The sequence below is a fragment of the Aeromicrobium sp. genome, assembly GCF_036675695.1.
Classification (GTDB): Bacteria; Actinomycetota; Actinomycetes; order Propionibacteriales; family Nocardioidaceae; genus Aeromicrobium.
Map to the genome: position 1 here is coordinate 1 of NZ_JAKFEL010000037.1, position 5,069 is coordinate 5,069.

A 5,069-nucleotide genomic window follows, 5' to 3' on the forward strand; every position below is an offset into this window, starting at 1 on the left:
ACAACGAGCCAGGTCTGTACGACGCACTCCAGGTTCCGCTCATCCCAGCCGTAGGCAAGCTCTCAAGGACGGTCAAAGCATGATCATCGACGTACCCGAAGGCAAAGACCCCATCAACTACGTCTGGGGCGAGATGGTCCCCGGCATCGGCGGCGCCGCGGCGAAGATGGCGCTGAAGGTCTACTCCGACTCGACACTCGGTCTCCGCGAGTTCGAGGCGGCCCGCCTGCGCATCGCGCAGATCAACGGCTGCCTGTTCTGCCAGGACTGGCGCACCGAGCGCGACGGCGAGAAGGTCGAGGACACGTTCGACGAAGCCGTGCAGAACTGGCGCACGACGGACGCGTTCGACGAACGTACGCGCCTGGCCGCTGAGTACGCCGAGCTGTACGCGTCGGACCACCACAGCATCGACGATGTGTTCTGGAAGCGGATGCTCGCCGAATACGACCAGCGCGAGGTCGTCGAGCTCAGTATGTGCATCGGCTCGTGGCTGTCGTTCGGACGTCTGAACCGGATCCTCGGACTCGACACCGCCTGCGTGCTGCCGTCACACGTCGTATGACGACGCGCGTCGCGGTCTGGTCCACGGGCACCCTCGGCCGTCACGCGATCGCCGGCATCGATCGCAACCCCGAGCTCGAGCTCGTCGGCGTCTTCGTCAGCAACCCTGACAAGAACGGCAAGGATGTCGGTCAGCTGGCCGACCTCGGCCGCGACCTCGGCGTCACTGCCAGCACCGATCGCGACACCGTGCTCGCCGCCAAGCCCGACTGCATCGTCTACTGCGCCATCACCGAAGACCGGTTCTTCGAGGCATACGAGGACCTGGTCGGATTTCTTGAGGCCGGCATCAACGTCGTCGCCAGCGGTCCCGTCATCCTCCTCTATCCCAACCCGACGCTCCCCGACTCGATGTGGGAGCGCATCGAGGATGCCGGCAAGAAGGGCAACGCCAGCCTGCACGCCAACGGCATCGACCCAGGCTGGGCCAACGACATCTTCCCGCTGCAGCTCACCTCGTTGAGCCAACGGATCGACCAGGTGCGAGTGCTCGAGATCGCCGACTACTCGACGTACGACCAGGCCGTCACCATGGGAGACATCTTTGGCTTCGGCAAGCCGATCGACGAGGTGGCGCCGCTCTGGCAACCGGGCATGCTCTCGTCCGGGTGGGGCCCCGTGGTGCGCCAGATGGCGGCGGGACTCGGCGTAACGCTCGACGAGCCGTTGGTCGAGGTCGTCGAGCGGCTTCCCGCCGAGGCTGACATGTCGACGGTCTGCGTCGACATCAAGAAGGGCACCATGGCGGCCGTGCGGTTCGAGGTCATCGGCATGGTCGATGGGGAGCCCCGGATCGTCGTCGAGCACGTGACTCGTACGCACGTCGACCAGGCTCCCGACTGGCCCAAGCCCGCCAGCGGCGACGGTTCCTACCGGATCGAGATCACCGGCGAGCCGATGATGACAGTCGACTTCACGCACATCGGCGAGCACGGTGACCACAACGACAGCGGCATGATCATCACGGCCCAACGCCTCGTCAACGCCGTGCCCGCTGTCGTCGCCGCAGAGCCCGGACTGGTGACAGCGCTCGACCTGCCGCTGGTCACAGGCCGCGGAATCGTGGGCGTATGACGTTCGCCGGACGCAGCATCCTGGTGACAGGGGCCTCCTCGGGACTTGGTGCGGCGACGGTCCGTCGCTTCGCAGCGGCTGGCGCTCTCGTGTACGCCGCCTCCCGCGATCAGGAGAAGCTGGCCGAGGTCGCCGCATCCTGCGCTGATCTCCCGGGTGAGGTGCGGTTCGGACCTCTCGATGTCGCATCGCCCGCCGACTGCCGGGCTGCGGTGGCCGCTGCCGTCGATGCGTACGGGCGCCTGGACGTCCTGGTCAACAACGCGGGCCGTCACGACTTCCGAATCACGACTGACGTCACCGAGGACGAGTGGGACGCCGACATCGCCCTGAACCTCAGTGGCGCGTTCTATCTCTGCCAGGCCTCAATCCCGCACCTGCTCGAGACGTCCGGCAACATCGTCAACGTTGCGTCAGTCGCCGGTGTAATGGGCGAGGCCTACTCGGCCGCCTACACAGCCGCTAAGCACGGCATTGTGGGCCTCACCAAGGCGTTGGCCATCGAGTACCTGAAGACACCGCTCCGAGTGAACTGCGTCTGTCCCGGCGGTATGGACACTCCGCAGGTGGCGACCATCAGCGTGCCTGACGATGCCGACTGGGAGCTGATCATGCGCGTCGCTGCGAAGCGCGGAATGATGACCGCCGACAGCGTCGCCGCCGTCATCGCCTTCCTGGCCTCGGACGACGCGTCATCCGTCCACGGCAGCATCCAGATGGTCGACCAAGGTCACCTAGCTGGCTGACCGCTCTTCAGAGTTGCGCCGGCCATAGATCACCCATAGGAGTGGCGTGCAGAGCGCGATCGCACCCACGAAGATCATGAGGAACAGCAAGCCTCGATCTGACCAACTGCCTATCTCTGACGAAGCGGGCGGACTCAGCGCCCCAATCGCCCCAAACATCGCGCCAAAAGCCGCGCTACGACGGGCGTAATACACAACCGATCGGCCAGACTTCGGGTGTCCTAATCGGTACCAACGTCTCGACGTCACGACACTCAGCATGCCGTAGTCCCGCTGGTGCCCGATAGGTCTAGCTGGCGCCGTAGACCGGTTCGGGGGCGTTTCCCTCGGCGATCAGAGCATCCACGATCTCACCGAGCTCGGCGGCTTCCCAGCGGGAGCCCTTGTCACGAGAGGCGCCGTGGTTCCAGGCCTCCTCCAACGTGAGCTTGCCGCCGTCGCTCTCGAAGACCCGCCCGGTGACGTGGCCTGCGGCCTCCAATGCCAGCCAGGCGACGATGGGTGAGTTGTCCTCCGGCAGTGCCATCTCGGATGTGTCGAAGGCACCTTCGGTCATGCGGGTCTTGGCCACCGGTGCGATGGCGTTGACCGTCACACCGACACGGCCCAATTCGGCAGCGGCAACGAGGGTCATCGTGGCGATGCCGCCCTTGGCTGCCGAGTACGCGATCTGGCCGATCGAGCCCTGCAGCCCAGCACCAGAGGTGGTGTTGATGACCCGGGCCGCCCGCTGGCGACCTTCTTTGGACTCGGCACGCCAGTACGTCGCAGCGTGTCGCAGCGGAGCGAAGTGACCCTTGAGGTGAACCCGGATGACGGCGTCCCACTCGTCCTCCGTCGCGTTGACCAGCATGCGGTCGCGGACGAAACCGGCGTTGTTGACGAGGATGTCGAGGCCGCCGAACGTGTCGATTGCCTGACGGACCATCGCCTCGGCCTGCTCGAAGTCGGCGACGTCGGCGCCGTTCACCACTGCCTCGCCACCCATCGCCTCGATCTCGGCGACAACGTCGTGGGCGGGCGAATCGGTCTTCTCTCCGTTGTTGGAGACGCCGAAGTCGTTGACCACGACCTTCGCGCCCTGACGGGCCAGCTCGAGCGCATGGGCACGCCCGATCCCTCGTCCAGCGCCGGTGACGATGGCAATACGACCTTCAAGCAAGCTCACTGGTACTCCTTGGTTGATTCAGACGTGAAGAAATACGGGGGGTTCGCCGCCGCCGTCGCAGCCGACGTTGGCACCGCTGACGTAGGAGGCGAGGTCACTGGCGAGGAACACGGCGACGTTGCCGACCTCGTCGGGACGAGCCATCCGACCGAGCGGGATGGTGGCTTCGATCTTGGCGACGCGTTCGTCGCCGCCGTAGTGATCGTCGGTCTGCTCGGTACGGCAGAGTCCGACGTCGATCGCGTTGACCCGGACCTTGGGTGCCCACTCCATCGCCAGGCTCTTGGTCAACGAGTCGATCCCAGCTTTGGCGGCGGCGTATGCGGCGATCGTGGGGGCGGCGCGGTTGGCGCTGATCGACGAGATGTTGATGATCGATCCGCCGCTGCCCTGCTCCTGCATCACCTGGTTGGCGATCTGAGCAACAAGCAGTGGTGCATTGAGGTTGAGTCCGATGATCTTGTCGTGGAATCGCGGCGAGGCTTCGGCTGCAAGAGCTGCAGGCGCTCCGCCGGCGTTGTTGATCAGTACGTCGAGGCGGCCGTGCTCGGCCACGATGCCGTCGATCATCGCCTGGACGGACTCGGGGTCGCGTACGTCGCACTGCACGTGCGTCGTCCCTGGGAACGGTTCGGCTTCGGAGCGGGCGCAGGTGACCACCGTGGCACCGGCGAAGACGAACGTCTCGGTGATGCCCCGGCCGATTCCGCGCGATCCGCCGGTCACCAGAACCACCCGGCCGGTCAGGTCAATCGTGAGAGACATACTGATACAGTACCAAGCAAGTGCTTGGTTGTGTTCGAAAGGGTCTCCATGTCTGCAGTCACCAGTGAGCTTCGCGACGACGGGATCCTCGTGGTTACGATGGCCCACCCGCCGGTCAACGCCCTCCCCGTGCAGGGCTGGTTCGACGTGGCCGACGCGCTGAACGCCGTGGCAGCCAACCCCGCCGTCAAGGTCGTGGTGCTCCGCGCCGAAGGCAAAGGCTTCAACGCCGGCGTCGACATCAAGGAAATGCAGAACACCACCGGCTTCGACGCGCTGATCGGTGCCAACAAGGGCTGCTTCGCCGCCTTCAAGGCCGTGTACGAGTGCGCCGTTCCCGTCATCGCTGCCGTCAACGGCTTCTGCGTCGGTGGCGGCGTCGGCCTGGTCGGCAACGCCGACATCGTGGTCGCCAGCGACGACGCGTACTTCGGCGTTCCCGAGGTCAACCAGGGCGCCCTCGGTGCTGCGACACACATGGCTCGCCTCGTGCCGCAGCAGATGATGCGCGCGCTCTACTTCACCGCGGCGACCATCCCCGCCTCCGAGCTGCACCGGTTCGGCTCGATCTACCGACTGGTCCCCCGGGACGAGCTCGACGAGGCCGCGCTGGCTGTCGCCGCCGAGATCGCGGCCAAGGACGGTCGCGTCATCCGGGCAGCCAAGGAGGCGCTGAACGGCATCGAGCCGGTCGACGTCAACCACAGCTACCGGTTCGAGCAGGGCTTCACCTTCGAGCTCAACCTGATGGG

Annotated in this window: 6 protein-coding genes; 4 read left to right on the top strand and 2 right to left on the bottom strand. The window is 65.7% G+C overall.

The features are described 5' to 3' along the window. Positions 1-79 precede the first annotated feature (79 nt). From V6M39_RS02045 to V6M39_RS02055, 3 genes are read left to right on the top strand one after another with little or no spacing between them, the layout of a single operon-like run. The gene (locus V6M39_RS02045; protein ID WP_332641994.1) at positions 80-565 is read left to right on the top strand and encodes a carboxymuconolactone decarboxylase family protein; all 486 of its coding nucleotides are present in this window, start codon (positions 80-82) and stop codon (positions 563-565) included. Then, on the top strand, positions 562-1,638 hold the full coding sequence (locus tag V6M39_RS02050) for an NAD(P)H-dependent amine dehydrogenase family protein (protein WP_332641995.1): 1,077 nt from the start codon (positions 562-564) through the stop codon (positions 1,636-1,638). Before V6M39_RS02045 ends, V6M39_RS02050 begins: the two co-directional genes overlap by 4 nt. Next, positions 1,635-2,384 (top strand): SDR family NAD(P)-dependent oxidoreductase, encoded by a 750-nt coding sequence (locus V6M39_RS02055; RefSeq protein WP_332641996.1) that lies wholly within the window; start codon positions 1,635-1,637, stop codon positions 2,382-2,384. The genes V6M39_RS02050 and V6M39_RS02055 overlap by 4 nt, the downstream gene beginning before the upstream one ends. A 289-nt stretch (positions 2,385-2,673) precedes the next feature. On the opposite strand, the gene V6M39_RS02060 is transcribed toward V6M39_RS02055, so the two are convergent. Together V6M39_RS02060 and V6M39_RS02065 are read right to left on the bottom strand one after the other, a co-directional pair. Further along, complete coding sequence (locus tag V6M39_RS02060; protein ID WP_332641997.1) at positions 2,674-3,552, bottom strand: SDR family oxidoreductase; 879 nt, start codon at positions 3,550-3,552, stop codon at positions 2,674-2,676. Between the two features lie 18 nt (positions 3,553-3,570). Continuing rightward, the gene (locus V6M39_RS02065) at positions 3,571-4,317 is read right to left on the bottom strand and encodes an SDR family oxidoreductase (RefSeq protein ID WP_332641998.1); all 747 of its coding nucleotides are present in this window, start codon (positions 4,315-4,317) and stop codon (positions 3,571-3,573) included. Positions 4,318-4,365: 48 nt separating this feature from the next. On the opposite strand from V6M39_RS02065, the gene V6M39_RS02070 reads away from it, so the two are divergent. After that, the coding region (locus V6M39_RS02070) for an enoyl-CoA hydratase family protein (RefSeq protein WP_332641999.1) at positions 4,366-5,069 on the top strand (704 nt) is incomplete at its 3' end.

Bases quoted from the DNA above. Each gene is read 5' to 3' on its own strand.
- V6M39_RS02065 (WP_332641998.1), bottom strand. From the start codon at position 4,317: ATGTCTCTCACGATTGACCTGACCGGCCGGGTGGTTCTGGTGACCGGC.
- V6M39_RS02045 (WP_332641994.1), top strand. From the start codon at position 80: ATGATCATCGACGTACCCGAAGGCAAAGACCCCATCAACTACGTCTGG.
- V6M39_RS02055 (WP_332641996.1), top strand. From the start codon at position 1,635: ATGACGTTCGCCGGACGCAGCATCCTGGTGACAGGGGCCTCCTCGGGA.
- V6M39_RS02050 (WP_332641995.1), top strand. From the start codon at position 562: ATGACGACGCGCGTCGCGGTCTGGTCCACGGGCACCCTCGGCCGTCAC.